22 protein-coding genes and 1 pseudogene are annotated in these 18153 nt (G+C 62.9%); 14 read left to right on the top strand and 9 right to left on the bottom strand.

Features of this window, described 5'->3' with window-relative positions:
* Positions 1-15: 15 nt before the first annotated feature.
* Positions 16-582, bottom strand: a complete 567-nt coding sequence (locus J2X42_RS05645) for a dihydrofolate reductase family protein (RefSeq protein ID WP_310163080.1) — start codon at positions 580-582, stop codon at positions 16-18.
* Between the two features lie 9 nt (positions 583-591).
* Positions 592-1413 (bottom strand): hypothetical protein, encoded by an 822-nt coding sequence (locus J2X42_RS05650; protein WP_310163083.1) that lies wholly within the window; start codon positions 1411-1413, stop codon positions 592-594.
* Positions 1414-1532: 119 nt separating this feature from the next.
* On the opposite strand from J2X42_RS05650, the gene J2X42_RS05655 reads away from it, so the two are divergent.
* On the top strand, positions 1533-2051 hold the full coding sequence (locus J2X42_RS05655; protein ID WP_310163084.1) for a GNAT family N-acetyltransferase: 519 nt from the start codon (positions 1533-1535) through the stop codon (positions 2049-2051).
* 911 nt (positions 2052-2962) lie between these two features.
* Here the strand turns inward: J2X42_RS05655 and J2X42_RS05660 are convergent.
* Complete coding sequence (locus tag J2X42_RS05660; protein ID WP_310163086.1) at positions 2963-3328, bottom strand: hypothetical protein; 366 nt, start codon at positions 3326-3328, stop codon at positions 2963-2965.
* 192 nt (positions 3329-3520) lie between these two features.
* Positions 3521-4087 carry a recombinase family protein gene (locus J2X42_RS05665; protein WP_396134031.1) on the bottom strand — a complete coding sequence of 189 codons (567 nt, stop codon included), beginning with the start codon at positions 4085-4087 and terminating at the stop codon, positions 3521-3523.
* A gap of 314 nt (positions 4088-4401) precedes the next feature.
* On the opposite strand from J2X42_RS05665, the pseudogene J2X42_RS05670 reads away from it, so the two are divergent.
* From J2X42_RS05670 to J2X42_RS05700, 7 genes and pseudogenes are all read left to right on the top strand, one after another.
* Positions 4402-4776: pseudogene (locus tag J2X42_RS05670) on the top strand (GNAT family N-acetyltransferase); the annotation flags it as partial.
* Between the two features lie 153 nt (positions 4777-4929).
* Positions 4930-5313 (top strand): hypothetical protein, encoded by a 384-nt coding sequence (locus J2X42_RS05675; protein ID WP_310163093.1) that lies wholly within the window; start codon positions 4930-4932, stop codon positions 5311-5313.
* Between the two features lie 171 nt (positions 5314-5484).
* On the top strand, positions 5485-5916 hold the full coding sequence (locus J2X42_RS05680; RefSeq protein ID WP_310163094.1) for a DUF6188 family protein: 432 nt from the start codon (positions 5485-5487) through the stop codon (positions 5914-5916).
* 324 nt (positions 5917-6240) lie between these two features.
* A complete protein-coding gene (locus J2X42_RS05685) occupies positions 6241-6852 on the top strand; it encodes an RNA polymerase sigma factor (protein WP_310163095.1) in 612 nt (203 codons plus the stop codon).
* Positions 6849-7397, top strand: a complete 549-nt coding sequence (locus J2X42_RS05690; RefSeq protein WP_310163096.1) for a hypothetical protein — start codon at positions 6849-6851, stop codon at positions 7395-7397. The genes J2X42_RS05685 and J2X42_RS05690 overlap by 4 nt, the downstream gene beginning before the upstream one ends.
* Before the next feature lie 169 nt (positions 7398-7566).
* The gene (locus J2X42_RS05695) at positions 7567-8154 is read left to right on the top strand and encodes an RNA polymerase sigma factor (protein WP_310163097.1); all 588 of its coding nucleotides are present in this window, start codon (positions 7567-7569) and stop codon (positions 8152-8154) included.
* Positions 8151-8912, top strand: coding sequence for a hypothetical protein (locus J2X42_RS05700; protein WP_310163098.1), 762 nt, complete (start codon positions 8151-8153; stop codon positions 8910-8912). Before J2X42_RS05695 ends, J2X42_RS05700 begins: the two co-directional genes overlap by 4 nt.
* A gap of 94 nt (positions 8913-9006) precedes the next feature.
* On the opposite strand, the gene J2X42_RS05705 is transcribed toward J2X42_RS05700, so the two are convergent.
* From J2X42_RS05705 to J2X42_RS05715, 3 genes are all read right to left on the bottom strand, one after another.
* The gene (locus J2X42_RS05705) at positions 9007-9540 is read right to left on the bottom strand and encodes an ankyrin repeat domain-containing protein (protein ID WP_310163099.1); all 534 of its coding nucleotides are present in this window, start codon (positions 9538-9540) and stop codon (positions 9007-9009) included.
* Positions 9541-9974: 434 nt separating this feature from the next.
* Entirely contained in the window at positions 9975-10127 is a 153-nt protein-coding gene (locus tag J2X42_RS05710) for a hypothetical protein (protein ID WP_310163101.1), read from the bottom strand.
* Positions 10128-10273: 146 nt separating this feature from the next.
* A complete protein-coding gene (locus J2X42_RS05715) occupies positions 10274-10780 on the bottom strand; it encodes a hypothetical protein (RefSeq protein ID WP_310163104.1) in 507 nt (168 codons plus the stop codon).
* 329 nt (positions 10781-11109) lie between these two features.
* Between J2X42_RS05715 and J2X42_RS05720 the strand changes: the two genes are divergently transcribed.
* Together J2X42_RS05720 and J2X42_RS05725 are read left to right on the top strand one after the other, a co-directional pair.
* Positions 11110-11490 carry an STAS/SEC14 domain-containing protein gene (locus tag J2X42_RS05720; RefSeq protein ID WP_310163108.1) on the top strand — a complete coding sequence of 127 codons (381 nt, stop codon included), beginning with the start codon at positions 11110-11112 and terminating at the stop codon, positions 11488-11490.
* 115 nt (positions 11491-11605) lie between these two features.
* Complete coding sequence (locus tag J2X42_RS05725) at positions 11606-12037, top strand: translesion error-prone DNA polymerase V autoproteolytic subunit (RefSeq protein WP_310163111.1); 432 nt, start codon at positions 11606-11608, stop codon at positions 12035-12037.
* 40 nt (positions 12038-12077) lie between these two features.
* On the opposite strand, the gene J2X42_RS05730 is transcribed toward J2X42_RS05725, so the two are convergent.
* Entirely contained in the window at positions 12078-12515 is a 438-nt protein-coding gene (locus J2X42_RS05730) for a GNAT family N-acetyltransferase (RefSeq protein WP_310163114.1), read from the bottom strand.
* 94 nt (positions 12516-12609) lie between these two features.
* Here J2X42_RS05730 and J2X42_RS05735 point away from each other — a divergent pair, with 94 nt between their 5' ends.
* A complete protein-coding gene (locus J2X42_RS05735; protein WP_310163117.1) occupies positions 12610-13908 on the top strand; it encodes a Y-family DNA polymerase in 1299 nt (432 codons plus the stop codon).
* A 192-nt stretch (positions 13909-14100) separates the two neighbouring features.
* Positions 14101-14970 (top strand): pentapeptide repeat-containing protein, encoded by an 870-nt coding sequence (locus J2X42_RS05740; RefSeq protein ID WP_310163120.1) that lies wholly within the window; start codon positions 14101-14103, stop codon positions 14968-14970.
* A gap of 68 nt (positions 14971-15038) precedes the next feature.
* Here the strand turns inward: J2X42_RS05740 and J2X42_RS05745 are convergent, their stop codons facing one another.
* The gene (locus J2X42_RS05745) at positions 15039-16325 is read right to left on the bottom strand and encodes a glycoside hydrolase family 27 protein (RefSeq protein ID WP_310163122.1); all 1287 of its coding nucleotides are present in this window, start codon (positions 16323-16325) and stop codon (positions 15039-15041) included.
* Between the two features lie 138 nt (positions 16326-16463).
* Here J2X42_RS05745 and J2X42_RS05750 point away from each other — a divergent pair, with 138 nt between their 5' ends.
* Both J2X42_RS05750 and J2X42_RS05755 read left to right on the top strand, forming a co-directional pair.
* Positions 16464-17720 (top strand): D-arabinono-1,4-lactone oxidase, encoded by a 1257-nt coding sequence (locus J2X42_RS05750; RefSeq protein ID WP_310163124.1) that lies wholly within the window; start codon positions 16464-16466, stop codon positions 17718-17720.
* A gap of 185 nt (positions 17721-17905) precedes the next feature.
* Complete coding sequence (locus J2X42_RS05755; RefSeq protein WP_131132086.1) at positions 17906-18127, top strand: hypothetical protein; 222 nt, start codon at positions 17906-17908, stop codon at positions 18125-18127.
* Positions 18128-18153 lie beyond the last annotated feature (26 nt).

Genomic DNA, 18153 nt, shown 5'->3' on the forward strand with positions numbered 1-18153 from the left:
CGACAGCCGTGCCCCTTACCCGCGCCCGGCCGAATAGCGGAGCGAAACCACGCCGTTGCTGAACGTCCGCGCCCCCTCAAGATTGAGGTTCAGCCGGGGATCGGGGACCTCGAAAAGCCGCCGGCCTTGCCCCAGAACTACGGGATGGACCAAAATCTGAAACTCGTCGATGAGATCCTGCCGCATGAACGTGGCGGCCAAATTGGCGCCGCTGAGGACGATGTCACCGCCGGGCTGCGCCTTCAGTTCCGCTATCTGTTCAGGCACGACGTCGTGCATCACCGTGGTGTTCCAGCCCGCCTGCGTGACGGTCCGCGAAAAGAGGAACTTGGGCATATCGAGCCAGATCGAGGCGAACTCGATCTGGGACACCGAGAGGTCCGGATTCCTGTGGGCCGTGGGCCATACATCTGCCATCAGTTCATAGGTGACCCGTCCGAACATGAACGCTCCCACCGTCCGGAACTCCTGGTTCAAGTAGCCGCTCAATTCCTCATTCACCTGATGCCAGCCGATATCCCGGTACAGCCCCTCGAAGAATCCGTCCAGGGAAACCGACGACATCAGCATGATTTTGCGCATGTGGCCTGATCAGCTCTCGGCGAGCGGCAGCACCATCAGGTAGCCGGCCGGGAGGTCGCTGCTCCACCGCCGCGGCTCGCGGACCACGAACTGCGTCGCCAGCTGCTCGGGGGTGAGCAGGCTGTTTGGCGCGGGCGATGGGCCCCACTGCCCGCTGCCGTGCGGATAGAGCGGATCCTGGACGCGGATGCCGGTGACGGAGAACTCCGGGAATTGGGCGGGGTCGCCGAGCGACTCGAACCCGCTCATCACCCATGCATGGCGACCGCTCCACATGACCAGCCCGACGGGCCGGCCCGTGGCGGCGATGGCGCGGGCCGCGGCCTGCAGCGCGTCGTCGCGGTCGGCGATGCTGACAACGGTGTATGGCCCCATCCCAACCTCGGTCAGCACCTGCGCCCAACCGAGCGGGTTGGCACCGTTGAACGAGTTGGACGACCGCGCCCGGGCCATCTCCCACAGCTCGCCCTGCTGCGCGGGATCAGCCCATGCGCCGCCGCCCGTGTCATCGATGAGGTTGTGCGCGATCTGGATGCTCGCCGCCACACACCAGTCGAAGGTGTACTGCGGCACGAAGTCCCCCTCCTGGTAGAGGTTGACGGCGAACGCCTGGGGCACCGGGGGTGGCGTGGGTACCGGCGTCGGTACCGCCGTCGGGGTCGGGGTCAGCTGGGGGGCGAGGTCGGCGTCGGCCGAGGTAGGCGGGGCCGAGGAAGCCGTGATCGCTCGATCGGTGGCGGCCTCGTCGAGGTCGACGGCGGGCGTGCAGGCCGTGAGGAGGGTCGCCAGGACAACAAGCCACGCCAGAAGACGGGCCGGGGCACCGGTCATGATCCAGTTTAGAGCCGTAGTATCAGTCCGGCCAGCGATGGCGGCAGCCTCACTGCCAGATAATAAGGGAGGGCGCGGGGTAGCTTCTGAATGCTTAGTCCTTCGAATACGATCTTGTGATGCCTCGCCTTATAGCTCCTGACATCAGCTACCACTCCTCTTGGCTTGAAGGATCCGCAGAATTTGACGGCGCCCACCGGGACGGCGGCGGCGCGGAGGACTGGCCGCTGGAAGAACTCAAAGATGCCCAGTCGTTCCGCCGCTTTGTCGACGCCCTCCTCAACGATGCCTTGCCGGAGACCCTGCGTAAGCCGGGGCACGTGCCCTGCACGTACTTATGGATCGTGGAGGGTGACACGTTCCTTGGTTCCCTGGCCATCAGGCACGAACTGAACGATGCCCTCCTCAATCAGGGTGGACACATCGGCTACAGCGTGAGGCCCTCGGCCAGGCGCCGCGGCCACGCAGCGAAGGCGCTGGCTGATGCGCTGCCGATCGCCCGGAAGCTGGGAATCTCACGGGTTCTTCTCACCTGCGACGAGAACAACGCCGGCTCACGGGCGACCATTGAAAAGAACGGCGGTGTCTACGAAGACACCCGCAACGGCAAGCGCCGCTACTGGGCAGCCACCGTATGATCGTGCTCGCCCGCCAGTGAACTGTGAGCTGTGGCAGCTTCGCTTTCGACTCGTGGTGGAACACTGGTGTATCCGATGAGCAGGCTCCGGGCGTACCATTCAGGGTCCGCCGTCCCTTCACCGGACAGTTTTGCGGGCGGGTCATGTGGGAAATGCCAAGGGTGAAACCTACGGCGTTGAAAGCCAGGAAATCGGCCCCCCGACCTGATCGCTGTAATGACCACCAACGGTCAATCCGGGTACGCATACGCCAGTGCCCTGTACGGAGGTCCCATGCCTACCAGCCCAGAAGACGCCGTCAAAATCTTCCGCACCCTGGCGATAAACGCTGGAGAACGGGCGACGAATCACGGCGCTCCGCCTGTCACAGCATCGAGGAATCGCTCCAGGAGATCGGCCAGTTCCTCGGGCGACTCCAACTCAAGGTGCTCAAAAACCGAGGTAGTGAAGGGTCCATGGTTGAACTCGGCGTCACCAGAGTCCCAAAGTAACAACTCAACGTCCGAATCAGTAGACAGTGCCACCAGGAGGTGAGCTGATGGATTCGCTCTGCCCGGCGGACCGGACACAAGGGTGACTTGACCGTGCTGCTCGAGGAGATCGCGGTGCGCCGCAACCCAAGTTTCAAGGCAAGCGAGGTGCGTCATCGGCGACACACTACCATCGTTCCTGATCGAGAACGGGAGTCGGATTGCTCGCGTCCCGGTGAAGAATCCCTTACCGCACTGCCCGTAAGCCGAACCTTGAACGCGACAAATGCTGGGATTGGTCCACATAGGGACGGTGTCAGCTTTCAGGGCCTCGAATCAGCTACCGCCAACAGGAGTGCCGCGAAGAGAGCTTTGGAGGTTTCCATGGACCGAGCCAAACGGGCAGCTCCGGCGTCCTGTTGAAGGAACCCTTGGCGACTGTCACAACTCAGATGTGTGCCAATGGGAAACTGCAGCGAATGCGCTGCCCACGATGACCCCGGTGGCGCCCGCGACTGCCCAAGGATTGGCCGTCAACACCGGAAAAAGGCCAAACACAGCAAAGACAGACGCGCCCGAGCATATTAGTGCCACGACCCCTGTGAAGACACTATGGGCAATACGTGATGATGCTTGGTTCGATAGGAGGAGCCGCGCTGCAATGACCACACCGGCAACAATCGTCCCAAGGATTCCCATAAAGAGCGCTTCAAGGACGAGGAAGAAAAGCCCCCAGACAATCGCAGAAGGGCTGAAATAGCCCAGCGCGTAACTGATATGGAAGACTCCGGCTCCGACCGCGCCCAAACTTGCACCAAGGCAAAGCAGTCTGGATCCTAACTTCCCAGTAAGCCACCATCCTGGCAGTGCTCTAATAGCGTTCAACCTCGCCGCGCTCCCTTGCTCAATGCGCCCCTCGGGTCAAGTCCCAGTCGCTGTCAGGCCCCTGAGCGCCGGGGGCTCGAGACCCTCCCAGCGACACCGCAAGCACTCCGGGATTCAGATGGTGCGCCTTTGGAGCTCGCGGTACACCGTCGTCCGTGACACCCGGAACAGCTCGGCCAGTTCGGCCTGCGTATGATCGCCGGCGTCATGCAGTGTCAGAAGGTGCTTCCGCTGCGTCTTGGACAATTTTGGCTGCTTGCCCTTTAGCCGCCCCTTGGCTTTTGCTACCGCCATGCCCTCGCGGGTGCGCATCCGGATCAGATCCGCCTCAAACTCGGCCACCATTCCCAGGACGTTGAACAGCAGACGGCCTACCGGGTCAGTTGGGTCGTGGGTGCTTCCACCGAGACTAAGCACAACCCCCTTGGCCGTCAGCTCATCGGCAATGTCCCTGGCATCAGATAGAGAGCGCGCCAGCCGGTCGAGCTTGGTCACCACGAGCGTATCGCCGGCCCGGCAGGCCGCCATTGCTTCACGGAGACCTGGGCGCACACGATTCGCTCCCGTGAGTCCGTGATCGACGAAGATCTGGGTCTCTTCCACACCCAAAGCAACGAGGGCATTGCGTTGGGCGGTGAGGTCCTGGTCGTTCGTCGAGACCCGTGCATAACCGATCTTCATTCCAGTCATAAGGAACATGGTTGCAGTAATCCCCTCGTCACCGTGCATTTCATCGTGCGGGTCTTACGTACATGGCCCAAGCCAGCAGTGGCGCGGAGCGTGGCGACAGGCTTTGGCAGCACGGTGATCGACCGGCTTACGGGCGCCGCTGGCCCGCGTTCTCCGCCACCCAAACATGTCCGCCTGGTAGGAGGCGGCGCATGTACCGTTTAGGAATGACGATCAACTTTGAGGTGCGTCGCGCTGAGCCTGCGGATGCGCCAAGCATGGCGAAAGTTCACGTGGACACATGGCGCGAGACTTTCCGAGGGTTGATGAGCGATGCCGTGCTGGACGATCCCGCGCTCTTGGACTGGCGCGATAGATTCTGGGAAGCGGCCCTAACGGACCCGAGATATGAGCAGAACACCGTCGCCGTTGCTTCGCATGAAGGCACTTTTATCGGCATTGCAATGTCAGGCCCCTCCCTTGACGGCGCCGACGAGCCGCAGCAGTTATACCTCCTCTACGCCTATGCCGCGTTCCACGGTTCGGGAGTGGGTACGGCGCTCCTGAATGCAGTCATCGACCCCACTACGCCTGCTGCGCTCTGGGTCGCCGACCCTAATCCCCGCGCACAAGCCTTCTACCGAAAGAACGGCTTTGTCGCGGACGGGGCTGTGAAGGTCGAACACGACGTACGAGACATTCGCATGGTCCGTACAGGAAACGCCCCGTAAACGATCCTTTGCAGGACGCCTATAAAGACCGACGGGGATCGGCTGGGCCTGTACCGCTAAGGCCCTGGCAAACGAGAGGGCGTAGAAAGATAGTTTCCCCTTCCCTCCGGTAGCATCGCGACCATGACTACGTGCTCAGTGCTGCGGTGCCCTAAGACCTCCGTTGACGTCTTTAAGCTGATGTCGGGGTCGAACCTGGAAGTGCCCGTTTGCGGAGAGCACAAGGCGGTTTTGGAGAGCGGTGCCCGCTGGATGGTCAACGGTGGCATCGGACTGAAAAACAAACCCATGGAATCTGCAGGGATCAGCATTCTCATTGGAACAGATCTTCCTGAGCACAACCGACTGAGCGGTTTCGGCGTTAGCCGGACAATTGGAGACGAACTCGGCTTCAGTGTGGAACTGGACATTGAGTCCCCAGAAGGTCCGCGACGCATTTCGTTCTGGACGACAGAGGACATCGGCAACCGGCTCGGTTCTTACCTGTCGAAACCCCCTGCCACCTAGCGACTCTCGCGGCCGGCCCAGTTGCAAGGATGTAAGAGGGCCCAGGCAAATATGGGGTGGGTGGGGTGTACGCTGCAGGATCCCTCTTCGTTCGGGTGTGCTGGCGTGACGGTTCTGGGTGACAGGACCGCGGGGCAAAGTTGGAGATGAACGCAAAGGATGGTGAGGGTCGTGGTTTATGTGCCGGTCTCCATGAGTGGAGCGCAAAGGTTTGAGGATCACTGGCTTCTCGATCTGAGTGGGCAACCCATCCTGCAACTCGTCCTGGACTTTCAAGTAACTCTGGTTCTCGAACACTTCGGAATCACCATCGAAGAGAGCTTCGTTCTTGAACATCCTGATGGCACTTCGCATGTAGTCCAGCCTGGCGGCGATTTCGATCAACTCAGTCCCGTTCTTCCACTTTCGCGCTCCAAGGTCATTGCGGAGGGAAGAGCGTTCGACGACGGACGGCTGCAGGTCGTTCTGCAGGACGGTTGCCGCCTAAATGTGGTACCTGAGCCCGACTCGGCGTACGAATCATGGAACGTCACAGGGCCTGACGGACTACTGATCGTGTCCATTCCTGGAGGCGAGCTAGCCGTCTGGGGGACCGATCTATGAACTGGTCCCCCAGACGGTCCACAGGTCGGGTCGGCCTCTAGACGGCGTTCCGCAGCTGCCCACTTTCGCCGTCCCGCTGCGGGTTCCCCTTACGGCGCGGAAGGGACGGTCGATCTTCGGATTCAAACCTAGTCCCAGCGAAGTCCGCCAGCTCTGACGCCAGGACATCGACTAAGTAGGGTGAAGAGAGGGTTCGGCAATGGGACGTGCGAAAAGGCCGGCAAGAAGTCACAACCAGCTACGACCGTCCAAGCCCCACGATGCCGATAAAAGTTCGTCTCAAACCTGATGGAACCGCGGAGGGTTTGCCGGACACTTATGGGTATGGGGAGTCAGGGGAAGGCAGACAAGGACAGCGATCTTTGGTCACGGGTTTTGGATGGAGATGGTTCGGCTTTCGCTGAACTCTTCGTTCTCCACCGCGACCGGGTCTTCGGTCACAGCCTGCGCCTTGTCAGATCTTCCCACGAGGCAGAAGACATCACTGCGATGGTATTCCTCGAGGCCTGGCGCTGCAGATCAAGCGTCAGACTGGTCAACGAGTCGATCATCGGCTGGCTGCTGGTTACCACCACGAACGTGGCTAGGAATCGCATCAGGTCCAGCCTCCGGTATGAACAACTTATCCGGAAGCTACCGCGTGCGGAGATGGCACCGGATCTTGGCGACTCCGTGGCCGACGCCGTCGACCAGGACCGGCGCTCTCAGCTCCTGCACCGCGCCTACCGTTCTCTTGGGCGGAAAGACCAGGAAATCATTGTCCTCTGCGTTCTCGAGGAGATGAGTACCACCGACGTGAGCCGACTGCTGCGTATCCCGCCTGGCACCGTAAAGTCGCGGCTCTCCCGCGCTAAACAAAAACTCGCCCAAGTGCTGAATCCACAAGGCGGGCTGCTGCTGGCCAACCCACTCACCCCTGAAGAGGGCACACCATGAACGACACCAACCGCCCACAGCGCTTCAACGCCGAACGCAGCAAAGCCATCGAACAGCTCCTCACCAATGTCGCCCAGGAGGGAACCCCCGAAAACCGCCACTTCCAAAGCACCAAAGGTAAGCGGATTCTACTTTCCGGCGTCGTAGTCGCCGTAGCAGTAAGCGGAGCGGCCGTAGCGCTGCAGATGCCAGTCACTGATAAGAGTTCAATCGCCTGCTTCGCACGCGCCGAACTCAGCGGCAACCAATTCCCCGGCACCACAGCAGTCCTGGGGGAAGGCACCAGGGTCGGAGAACCATCAACGCGACCCAACCCAATTCCTATCGAGGACGCCCTGGCTATCTGTCGAGTCATGTGGGCTCACCACGGGCTCGACCCCGATAGCCCTAACGGCATGGCACACCCAAGCCTCTACGACCCCAGCTCCTCCCACCCGGTCCCGAACCCGCTGACAGTATGTGTTCTGAGTGACGGCCGCGCTGCCGTAGTCCCTGGCGATAAAGACGTCTGTGCCTCGCTCGGCCTAGCCTTGAAAGCCGACTAAGCACTACAACCCTGATCGCAAAAGGCTTTCTTGCAAGGACCACTGAGGGATAGCTTTTCCGTCCGGCAAACGTTCCCGATTGGAACACTGACCGCGCATATCCGCATGCGCAGGGAAGGTATTTTCGGTTTAGTGAAACCTTTTTGGGTGTTCCCGGACAATACAGTGCATGGGGACAGTTAATTCTGCGGACGAAGAGCTATGGGTGCGTAGCCTTGCTGGCGATGGCGCCGCTTTCTCGGTGCTGTTCCGTCGGCACCGAGACCGGGTCCATCGTCACGCGTACCGCATCTCCATAGGCCACCACACCGCCGAGGACATTACAGCTACGGCATTCCTTGAGCTCTGGCGGCTAAGAGAGAAGGTCCGGCTGGTCGACGGGTCGATCCTTCCCTGGTTGTTGGTCACCACTGTCAATGTTGCCCGGAACAACAGCCGCGCGCTGCGACGAAACCAAAAACTCCTTGCATCTCTTCCGCGTTCAGAGGACGCACCGGATGTGATGGATGAATTCTTTGCCGGCAGTCCCCAGGAGGCTTTGGATAGGGAACTGTCTGAGGCCCTGTTATCGCTCAACCTCATCGACCGGCAACTTGTCAGCCTCGTCGTGTTCGAGGATTACACCATCGCCTCGGCCGCCAACTTGCTGGCGATCACGCCCTCGGCAGCAAAAACCCGCATGCACAGGGCCCGCCAACGGATGAAACTCTCCGTCGAGCACTCCTACGTTCCAGCGATGGAAGGAAATCAGCCATGAATGGACTGCACTTCGATGAGCGGTTCAGTGATGCTCTGGAGGCAGAACTGGTCACCCGCGTGCAGCAGGCCGCCCCCGGCAAAGCCCGGAGTAGTGCACGGCTGTGGGGCGCCGGGATAGTGGCCGGTGTGGCAGTCCTTGGCGGCGTTGGTGCCGCTGCAGCAGGGATCTTCGTCCCACCAGGGGGCGAAAAAGTGACCCCGCTAGGGTCCAGCGTTGAGGGGACATACACAGGCCAAGTAACCATCGACCTTGGGACAGCGCCGGCAGGAACAACCGGCGTACGGGTGGAACTCACATGCCTGAGCCCGGGTAATTTCACGTACCCGGACGGCGCTTCTAGCCATTGCACCCAGAAAGAGATCGGCGGTGAAGCTAGCGATGCCATGTATACCGTGAAATATGCCGCTGGAATGGAACGCTTCACCATCGTCACGGAACCGGACACACGATGGAAACTCACCGCGAAGTACGTCCACCAGGAAATCATCGAATGGGCGCGCAACGCAAAAGGCGAAACATATGGCGTGATCAATGAACGCGGCGAACCAGACCTCATCGCCGTCGCAGCCACCACAGGACAGTCCGGCTACGTCTACAAAAACGATCTCAGGGAGACCAGCGGCAATGTAGAGGGGAAAACATTCAGCAGCCCTGAAGATGCGATGGCCTGGATCGACTCCCATCGCGGGAAGCCAATTCCGGTCTACGACAAAGAGGGCGAAACAAAAGTTGGAGAATTCATCAGCGGCCGGTGACCTGCCGATCCGACCTCAACCTTCTTCCGCGTCCGTTTAGGGTTCGGCTAACGTGCACCAACAGTGCGGTGATCGTCCGGTTTACGGGCGCAGACTAGCTCGACCCAAGCAGCAGTTTCGCGGCAGCGAGTTCCTCAGATGTGAACGCATCCTTGTTCTCGGACAGTAGGTCGGCGGGTGTGCGACCTGTTTGGTCTCGAGCGTTGCAATTGGCGCCGCCCTGGCAGAGAGCTTTGATAGCTGAGACATTCCCGCGGACGATCGCTTCGTGTAGCGGTGTGGCCCCTCCGTCACCGGCGGCGTTCACATCCGAACCGGCCGCGAGGAGAACCTCGACCGCCATGGCACCAGCCCCGACGGCATAGTGCAAGGCAGTCCGTCCGGCGTTGTCGCGCCTCGCTACATCAGCACCGGCCGACAGGAGAAGCTGTGTCAGAACGAGCCTGGAAGCGTCATAGAAGGGCTCAAGCTCGTCGACTGACTCCATCAAGGGCGTCACATCAGCAGCGGCTTCGGATCCGTAATTGTCAACAGTGGCACCGGCGTTCAGCAGTTCGCGGACAAGAGCTAGGTTGTCGCTCCATACGGCGAACCCCAAGGTGCGTGGGGTGCTCGGGTTCGAGGGCATGTTCTAAGCATCCACCAAGAGTCGCCGCTCGTTCGGAGGTGCGCCGCCAATCCGGCAAACAGATTTTGTTCAGAGAGTCGGGAGTGTCCGGTGAGGGATCGGCTTACGGGCACATGCCGATTGCGCTTTCGTGTGCCGATTCCAAGACGAGGGCGAGCGGCACGGGAGAATGCAGGAATGAGTTCACAAATGCCGGTTGCCATCCGAGCCGCTGCCTCATGGAAGAGGCGTCGCTGGTTGAAGAGTCGTTACCGCAGCATTCGGTATGACGCGCGATTCGCCGACGGACGCGAAGAGCACGGCGTCGATCTGAACGCCGTTCTCCAGGGAGCCCGCTTCCCCGCCGACTACTGGTCCACGCGAAAGGGCGCCGACCTGGCATGCCCAGAAGAAGGCACGGGTCTATGGGTGGACTATCCCTACGGTCGGCCGCTCTAACCAGCCATGATGAAGACCCAGTGCCCGGAAGCCGACCCGACGTCGACCGTCCACCCGGCGAAGATGCGCGCCAGCGCAGCCTCGTCCACAAGCGCCGCACCCGGCACAACACTGTCGCGGTACCGGCGGGCCGTGGCCTGTGTGCGCAAGACAAAGTACTCATCGAACCCCGCCCTGGGTTCCCCAGTGGACACCGATCATTTCGGAACGTTCGGCTTCAGATTTGACCATCCGTAGCGCCGAAAAGATGGCCAAGGGATTGATACGGGCCCACGGCCACGGGCTTGGACTCACACTAGTGAAAGGGAATCTCTGCGCCCAGGGGGAAAGGCAGGACACCTTGCGCGGGGGTTTGGGTGAACCACTCGCCGCCCTGCTTGGTTGCAAAAATGATGACTCGCTGAGCGGTATCGAGCGGATCGCCGCCCGGGTACGTTTCGCCTCCAGTACAGGTCGGGGGCATGGAGGAAATACGCAGGTCCCCCTCGCCGGGATTCCCCTTGAGGACCTGCTCGACTTCTACAAGGTGGGTGGCTGCCTTGGAACCGTAAATGCTGGTTTCGCCGACCCGGCCTACAGACGTTCCGATGAGCACCACGCTGGCTTTGTCGTATTGGTCTTGAGGGGTCTCGAACCGAACCCAGTCGACGCACGCAACTGTGCCACCGCCTGTGACGGGGCTGCTGGCAGAACCAGGGATTGAGCTGGTGGACGTTGCGGAGTTGGCGGAAGCGGAGTTGGGCGTGGGTTCCGCCGTTCCCGGTCCGCCCGTCACCTTGTCGCCGCATGACGGCAGCAGCATGGTGATGAGCAGGCAGGGAAATACGCATAGCCACAACCGAATGCGCCTCATTGTGCTCCCTCATAAGTGGACGGTGACCGGAGCATATAGCTTGCGTAAACCTATTCATAGGGATGAAGGGATGAATGATCCCCCCTGACACCGGACTAACTACTAATTGCGCATGAAGCTCCCGTTAAAGGTTCCTCTAATGGACACCCCCATCTACGCTGATGGAACAACGTCAGATACTGCTGCGTCGCGCACTTTATATTGGGGAATAGCCACGGCGGTGGGAGTTTGATGCTGCCAGTAAAGCTGGGCTGAGAGAAAATGCTGGGGATCAGAAAATGGAACCAATCAATGTTGATGGCGGCAAGGGCACAATCAAACTTGGTGCCGACGAAATTATCTATCTCGTATGGAAACCCGGGATCGTTCTGGACGGTGATGACGTGCACGGGGCCATGGCGACGCTCAATGAACTCGCCGCCGGCTCCGAATACCCGATGCTGGTCGACATGGGAACCACCAAAGCTGTGACCCGCCAGGCCAAGTCCGCTTTCCAGATCCCCTGCGCCGCTTCACGCATCGCCTTGCTTGGCTCAAGCCCGGTGGACCGCGTCATAGCCAATTTCACGATCGCACGGCAGGCCCTGCCGTGCCCAACACGCTTTTTCACCTCCCGCGAGGATGCCCTGAACTGGCTCCTCCCTACTCCGCTTCCCTGACCCGAAGCCCCTGCCTCTCTCTAGCGGCGCTGCATCGATCCCGAAAAGCAGAGCCGCTGTCTCCCCTTGCCTGTACACTCAAAGTATCGAACATATATTCGAATAAAGGTGTGTTGTGGGCGTTGTTGTCGGTCCCCGTGTGATAGATGCGGGCCTCTCTTTGCGACTGGTGCTGGTAGCCCCCGTGTCGGTCGCGGCGGGCTACCCGTCGCCTGCCCAGGACTATTTCGACGGCCGGATCGACCTGAATGAACACCTCATAAAGGACATCACCAGCACGTTTGTTGTCCGCGTGACAGGCGACTCGATGGAGCGGGCAGGAATCAGCGACGGCGACGAACTCATCGTCAACCGGGCGCTCGAACCCAAGGACGGCTCCGTGGTCATCGCCGTCCTGGACGGCGAACTGACCGTCAAGCGGCTCCGCATCACCGCCACGGGCGTGGTGCTGCAGGCAGAGAACCCCCGCTACCCGGATATCCGCGTACCCAGCCTCAGCGAGCTGACCATCTGGGGCGTCGCCACCAGGTGCCTGCACCATGTCTAGGGCGCGGAATTACAGTGGTCATCCCAGCCCGAAGGCGCGTTCACAGGGCCCGCACCATACGGATCTCGCGCACGCCGTCGTCCACCATCACCGTCCCGTCCGCCACAAACCCGTGCTTGCGATAAAACGCCTGCGCCCGGGGATTCGGATCGGCAACCCAGAGGGCTGCCGAGTCGTCCGGGCCAATGACGGCATCCAGGAGGGCAGCCCCGGCGCCGGTCCCATGCTCAGCCGCGAGGACGTACAGCACATACAGGTGCGTCCCCCACTGCGCCCCGGAGTCCTGAGGGGGCCCCGCCATCGCAATCCCGACCACGTCGCCGTCGCGCTCGGCCACCGCGACGCGGTTCGCCCGGTAGCGCTCATCGCTGAGAATGGTCGTCCAGAATCGTTCCCGCGCAGCGGGCAGCTCCGGGTCGTCGAGGACGCGGTCCGACATTACGCCGCGGTACGTCTCACGCCACGACCGCACATGCATGCGCGCCATCCCGAAAGCATCTTCCACGCGTGCGCAACGGACTCTCACCTCGGTATCCATAGCCGAAACTCTACCGAGACCGGCGGCCGGTCCCATGTCTAAACCAGCACTGATGCGGCAAATGCAGGAAATCGCCCTGGTGGACGTGAACTGCTTCTACGCCAGCGCGGAACGCGCGTTTGACCCGTCCCTCGAAGGCAAACCGCTGGTGGTGCTGTCCAACAACGACGGCTGCGCCGTCACCCGCTCACCGGAAGCCAAGGCCCTGGGCATCGGGATCGGGGAGCCATGGTTCAAGATCGCGCCGCGGGCGAAAGAGTGGGGGCTGATTGCCAGGTCCAGCAACTACGAGCTGTACGGCGACATCAGCGCCCGCGTCATGGAACTCCTGGGCCGGTACTCCGCCTGGCTGGAGGTCTACAGCATCGACGAAGCCTTCCTGGGCGTCAAAGGCTCCCCCGAGGCACTGCTCCAGCTGGGCCGGGACATGAAAGCCGCCGCCGCGCGGAACGTGGGGGTTCCCGTCTGCGTTGGCATCGCCCGGACCAAGACCCTGGCCAAGCTCGCCAACAAATGGGCCAAGCACAACCCCGCGTTCGACGGCGTCTGCCGCTGGGATTCGGTGCCTGCAGCCCGGCGGGAGGTACTCATGGCGGGCCTCTCCGTCGTCGAACTCTGGGGAGTGGCCACCCGCCTGACCAAACGCCTGAACGCGATCGGCATCCATTCCATCCTTGACCTCAGCCGGGCGGACCCCGTCCGTATCCGCGACAAATTCTCCGTGGTGCTGATGCGGACCGTCCTGGAACTGCAGGGCACCCCGTGCATCCCCATGGAGGAGGAGCGCGTGGGCCGGGATCAGCTGATCTTCTCCCGCTCGTTCTCCACCCCCATCACCACCGCCGCCGAACTCCGCCAGGTCCTGAGCGTCTACGGCCAGCAGGCCAGTGCCCGGCTGGCCAAACACCATCTCCAGGCCAAGGTCCTCACGGCCTTCGCCGGCACTTCGCACTTCAACCCGCACGACACCTCGTACCCGTCCGTCTGTGTCCCGCTCCCTATGCCCACGGCAGACCCGGTGATCCTGACCAAGGCCGCCCACGCACTGCTCCCCGCCATCCACGAAGGCGTGAAGTACGCCCGGGCCGGGATCATGGTCACCGACCTGCGGCCTACGGGAAACCAAAAACCCCTGGAAATCTTCGAAAACCCGCACGAGGAACGCAACATCGGCCCCCTCCTCGAAGACATCGCCCGCCGCTACGGCCGCGGCTCCATCGGGCTGGGCCACGCGGGCATCCGCGGCGGACCGGACTGGAGCATGAAACGCGGCATGCGCTCCCCGCGCTACACCACGCACTGGGACGAACTCCCGCTGGTCAAAGCCGCCTGACAGCACGGCATCCCGGGAGTATTCTGGACCGCAGTGATTCTTCATATGTCTATGTGACCCAGAGTTCCCGCAGCCTCCCGCAGCTCCGCCCGCCATCCCGTCCAGGAGCGCTGGTTCCGCGTGCCCGCAAAGGGGAACTCACCACGAGTTCCCCTCTCCCCGCACACACCGGAACCACCCTCGGGAGAACCCATGTACATCACCACACAAAACCATTCAGGCACCACACCTGGCCCCGGACGGGACAGCCTTCGCCCGGACTGCAGCAACTGCTTTGCGCTGTGCTGCACCGCCTTCGGCTTCGCCCGGTCCGCCGATTTTGCCATCGACAAGCCCGCCGCCACCCCCTGCCCGAACCTGGACCAGGACTTTTCCTGCACCATCCATGACCGGCTGCGGCCCCGCGGATTCCGCGGCTGCACGGTTTTCGACTGCTTCGGGGCCGGCCAGGCCGTGTCCCAGCAGTTGTTCGCAGGAATCAGCTGGCGCGACGCCCCGGACTCCCGGCAGGACATGTTCGCCGCGTTCAAGGTCATGCGGCAGCTGCACGAGATGCTCTGGCACCTGGCCGAAGCACAGGAAAGGACGTTCGACGCCGACACCGCCCGGGAGGCTCAGGAGCTCCGGACGGTCATCGGGAACCTTGCCGGCGGTCCCCTGCCGGGGCTGCTCGCCTGCCACCTTGAGAGCCTCCACTCAGCGGTCAGGACCATGCTCGTGGCGGTAAGCGAGGAAGTGCGCGCGGGCTACTTTGCCGCAGGAACCGACCGGCAGGATGCCGCGCTCCGCCCCGGCGCCGACCTGGCGGGCGCCAACCTGCGCGGCCGGAACCTGTGCGGGGCGGACCTGCGGGGTGCCTGCCTGATTGCTGCCGACCTGCGCGGCAGCGACCTTGCGGGCGCGGACCTGCTGGGCGCGGATCTCCGGGACGCAAGGCTCGACGGCGCCGACCTCACCGCTGCGCTGTTCCTCACCCAGCCGCAGCTCACCTCAGCCCGGGGCAGCAGCACCACGATGGTCCCGCCGGGCCTGTCCGCCCCGCCGCACTGGCAGGATCGCTGAACCGGCGGGCTCACCGGTTTATGCGCGAACGTACACTTGGGGCCCGGGCCCCAAGTGTACGTTCGCGCTTAGTGGCCGGGGAACCGATAGAGCTTTGCGCCGTGCGCGGGCAGCTTCACTTCGAGGGCGGGCAATCCATCCACGAGCCCGAGCGTGGCGCCATCCCCGCTCCATGCCTCCCGGGCCTCGCCTGCTAAAACATCGGCACCCACCCCCAAATCGCCCAACGGAACCGCCCGGACCAGGTCCGCTTCCCCGGTGTTGAACGCCGCGACGAAGCGGTCCTCCGACGTCGTGCTCTCTGCCGCCCACAACACCAGATCGCCGTCGCGGAGCAGTTCACGGTTGTTGCGGCTGGCGTTGAGGACCTCCAGGAGGTCGGCGTTGGTCAGCAGCGCCAGCGTTTCGGGCGGCGACGACGGCAGGTCGCAGCCAAGCATCAGGGGCGACCGCGACATGCACCAGAGCGTCAGCATGGTCCGCTGCTCGTCCAGGGTCAGGCGGCTGAGCCGATCGGCGCCGCGCTCGGCCCGCAGTGCGATCCGCCCCACCGGAAGCATGTCGGCATCCGCCCACGCGCCCGGGCGCTGGTGCGGGGCCCAGCGGGCCATCCGCGCGAACTGGGCTTCGACGTCGTCCCAGACATCCCAGAGGTCATCGGAGACGCGCCACATCTGGGCGTTGCCGCGGAGGTGTTCCAGGTGGGCGAGGGACAGCGAACGGCCCGGCGAGAGGCTGAGCACCATGTCCCGGCCGCAGCGCGAGATGGCCCGCTGGTAGGCGGCAATCTCGGCCGCGAAGTACGGCCCCAGCATGTCGTCGGCCTTGACGAAGTCCACGCCCCATTCCGCGAACAGCCGAAGCTGGGAGTCGTAGTAGGCCTGGGCACCGGGGTGGAGGTGGTTGAGGCCGAAGTTATCGGTGTTCCACTCGCACGTGGAGGACGTGTCGGCGATCTGGTCCGCCGTGGCGTCGGTGCCTTCAACGGGCAGCCTGTCCCGGACTGCCTGGCGGGGTATGCCGCGCATGATGTGCAGCCCGAATTTCAGGCCCATGCCGTGGATCCGCTCGGCGAGGGGGCCGAATCCCCGGCCGCCTGCCGCGGAGGGGAAGCGGTTAATGGCGGGAAGCTGCCGGCCAAAGCCGTCCAGCTCCAGGACGGCGCCGTCGTTGTAGCCGCCGGCCCGCGCCGCCGGTTCGTACCACTGGATGTCCACCACCACGGTGTCCCAGCCGTACGGCAGCAGATGTTCAGCCATAAAGGCGGCATTGGCCAGCACCTCCTCCTCCGTCACGGTGGTGCCGTAGCAGTCCCAGCTGTTCCAGCCCATCGGCGGCGTCTGCGCAAGTGTCATCGGGCCAATTTACAACGATATAAACTGAAGCACCAGCACTCCCCTGCTGGCCGGATTCTGAGAAACTTTACGAAATCCTTGACAACTTTCTTTAGCAAAGTAGCGTGGAAGCCACACCCTCCACCGGAAAGCGATCCAATGAAGAACTGGGCAGGAAACCTCGAATACTCCTCCGCCGAAGTCCACCGTCCGGACTCGGTGGCCGGGCTCGCCGAGGTAGTGGCCGGCGCCGCCCGCGTGAAGGCCCTCGGATCGCGGCACTCGTTCAACCGTGTGGGCGATACCGACGGTGTCCACATCCTGCTGGACGCCCTGCCCCAGGAGATCGAGCTTGATTCCGTGCGGCAGACCGTCCGCGTCAGCGGCGGCATCAGCTACGGAGCCCTCTGCCGGACGCTGGAAAAGTCGGGCGTTGCGATCCACAACCTCGCCTCCCTGCCACACATCTCGGTGGCTGGAGCCATCCAGACGGGAACGCACGGCTCGGGTGTGGACAACCCCTCCCTTGCCGGCGCCGTCGATCGCATTGACCTGGTCCGCCCCTCCGGCGAGCAGGTGTCCCTGTCCCGAGAGGATGGGGACGAATTCCTGGGCAGCGTGGTGGGCCTCGGCGCCCTGGGCATCGTCACCGGCCTGGAGCTGTCCGTCCTGCCCAGCTTCCAGATGCGGCAGCGGGTCCTGGAAAACCTTCCGTGGGAGCGGGCTCTGGCCGACTTCCCGGCCTTGGTGTCCAGCGCCTACAGCGTCAGCCTCTTCACCGACTACGCCGGTGAGGACATCAACCAGGTGTGGCTCAAGGCCCTTGATTCGGACCCTGTCCTGACCGACCTGTTCGGCGCCACGCCGGCAGTGGAGGCCCGGCACCCGCTGCCCGGAATGTCCGGCGAAAACTGCACTGCGCAACTGGATGAGCCCGGCCCGTGGCTGGACCGGCTGCCGCACTTCCGCCACGAATTCACGCCCAGCAACGGCGAGGAACTGCAGAGCGAATACATCCTTCCCCTCGAGCACGGACCCGCAGCCATCCAGGCTGTCCGCGGCCTCGCGAACAAGCTGGCGCCGCTGCTGTTCGTCTCCGAAATCCGCACCGGAGCAGCCGACGAGTTCTGGCTCAGCCCGTTCTACCGGCAGCAGAGCGTGGCCCTGCACTTCACCTGGAAGCCGCTTCAGGCCGAGGTGGAGGCCGTCCTTCCGGAACTGGAGGAACTCCTCCGCCCGTTCGGGGCACGGCCGCACTGGGGCAAACTGTTTACCCCGGCCAGCCACGACTGGGAGGCGCTGTACCCGAGGTTCGCCGATTTCCGCGCCCTGGCCGGGGAGCACGATCCGGCCGGCAAGTTCCGCAACGGCCTGCTGGACAGCATCCTGGGAGCTCCGGCGGCCAGCCTGCGCTGATCTCCCGGGGCTCGGCCACGGCATGGCTGAGAAAATTACCGGCGCACCTCTCCCGCTTCGGCCCAAGCTGCGCTAGCGTTGCGGGCAGGGCGCCGGGGACCACCTGGATTCCCAGAATCCGCGGTGGAGGCTGGAGCCATCACTGCAGGATTTTGACTGTTGATTCGTTCACGCAAAGGATGAAGATGGCCGTTTCCATTGAGCTTGGTAAGAAACTCGACAAGGACTACGAGAACAAGAGCCTGGAAGAACTCCTGGACTCGCCTCCGTCTGCACTGGCGGGGGTGACGGAACGACACAACGAGCTGTTCGCCAGCCTCGGCATCAAGACCATCCGTGATCTCGGCAGCAACAAGTACTTCGCCATCGCAGGCGTGCTGGTGGCACTCGCCAACCACACCGACTAAAGGTCCAACAGCAAGGGAGTCCGCCC

It is taken from the genome of Arthrobacter sp. BE255 (assembly GCF_031457335.1).
Classification (GTDB): Bacteria; Actinomycetota; Actinomycetes; order Actinomycetales; family Micrococcaceae; genus Arthrobacter.

Coding starts and splice junctions, on each gene's coding strand:
- J2X42_RS05645 (WP_310163080.1), bottom strand. CDS start 582: ATGCGCAAAATCATGCTGATGTCGTCGGTTTCCCTGGACGGATTCTTC.
- J2X42_RS05650 (WP_310163083.1), bottom strand. CDS start 1,413: ATGACCGGTGCCCCGGCCCGTCTTCTGGCGTGGCTTGTTGTCCTGGCG.
- J2X42_RS05655 (WP_310163084.1), top strand. CDS start 1,533: ATGCCTCGCCTTATAGCTCCTGACATCAGCTACCACTCCTCTTGGCTT.
- J2X42_RS05665 (WP_396134031.1), bottom strand. CDS start 4,087: ATGAAGATCGGTTATGCACGGGTCTCGACGAACGACCAGGACCTCACC.
- J2X42_RS05675 (WP_310163093.1), top strand. CDS start 4,930: ATGACTACGTGCTCAGTGCTGCGGTGCCCTAAGACCTCCGTTGACGTC.
- J2X42_RS05685 (WP_310163095.1), top strand. CDS start 6,241: ATGGGGAGTCAGGGGAAGGCAGACAAGGACAGCGATCTTTGGTCACGG.
- J2X42_RS05690 (WP_310163096.1), top strand. CDS start 6,849: ATGAACGACACCAACCGCCCACAGCGCTTCAACGCCGAACGCAGCAAA.
- J2X42_RS05695 (WP_310163097.1), top strand. CDS start 7,567: ATGGGGACAGTTAATTCTGCGGACGAAGAGCTATGGGTGCGTAGCCTT.
- J2X42_RS05700 (WP_310163098.1), top strand. CDS start 8,151: ATGAATGGACTGCACTTCGATGAGCGGTTCAGTGATGCTCTGGAGGCA.
- J2X42_RS05705 (WP_310163099.1), bottom strand. CDS start 9,540: ATGCCCTCGAACCCGAGCACCCCACGCACCTTGGGGTTCGCCGTATGG.
- J2X42_RS05715 (WP_310163104.1), bottom strand. CDS start 10,780: ATGCTGCTGCCGTCATGCGGCGACAAGGTGACGGGCGGACCGGGAACG.
- J2X42_RS05720 (WP_310163108.1), top strand. CDS start 11,110: ATGGAACCAATCAATGTTGATGGCGGCAAGGGCACAATCAAACTTGGT.
- J2X42_RS05730 (WP_310163114.1), bottom strand. CDS start 12,515: ATGCATGTGCGGTCGTGGCGTGAGACGTACCGCGGCGTAATGTCGGAC.
- J2X42_RS05735 (WP_310163117.1), top strand. CDS start 12,610: ATGTCTAAACCAGCACTGATGCGGCAAATGCAGGAAATCGCCCTGGTG.
- J2X42_RS05740 (WP_310163120.1), top strand. CDS start 14,101: ATGTACATCACCACACAAAACCATTCAGGCACCACACCTGGCCCCGGA.
- J2X42_RS05745 (WP_310163122.1), bottom strand. CDS start 16,325: ATGACACTTGCGCAGACGCCGCCGATGGGCTGGAACAGCTGGGACTGC.
- J2X42_RS05750 (WP_310163124.1), top strand. CDS start 16,464: ATGAAGAACTGGGCAGGAAACCTCGAATACTCCTCCGCCGAAGTCCAC.
- J2X42_RS05755 (WP_131132086.1), top strand. CDS start 17,906: ATGGCCGTTTCCATTGAGCTTGGTAAGAAACTCGACAAGGACTACGAG.